Here is a 339-nt window from a genome sequence, read left to right as displayed (position 1 = left end):
TTTAAAATCTAAGCCTTGGCAAGACGATACTTTTCCGGTGTCTTTATAATATTTTGATTTACTAAAATACGAATAGTAGTTCGTTGTAGAGTGCCCATCCCAGCCGCTAAACCTAAATCGACCACGCTCTAAACCATGCCCTAACTCGTGAAGATCACCATGCCCTAATGGATGAAACGACCAATAGGCATCATACGGGTTTCCTGAACAACCATAGCCACAGTTAGCTTGGTCTGCATTCATATGCTTTACAATGTCAATGGTTGCAATTTCCCAGCCCTTGTCTTCCCCGTATTGGTGTATTTCAGCAATTTCATCAATACCCGGCCCTTTAAAGCC

The 339-nt window shown here is 42.5% G+C and carries 1 pseudogene; it reads right to left on the bottom strand.

The annotated features are described in order from the left end of the window. Nucleotides 1-339, bottom strand: a pseudogene (locus AB4486_RS28470) (hypothetical protein); the annotation flags it as partial.

It is taken from the genome of Vibrio sp. 10N.222.55.C6 (genome assembly GCF_041473395.1).
GTDB classification, from domain to species: Bacteria; Pseudomonadota; Gammaproteobacteria; order Enterobacterales; family Vibrionaceae; genus Vibrio; species Vibrio crassostreae_C.
Note: the sequence above shows the minus strand (reverse complement) of the source record. Positions and strands in the feature narration are given on the sequence as shown.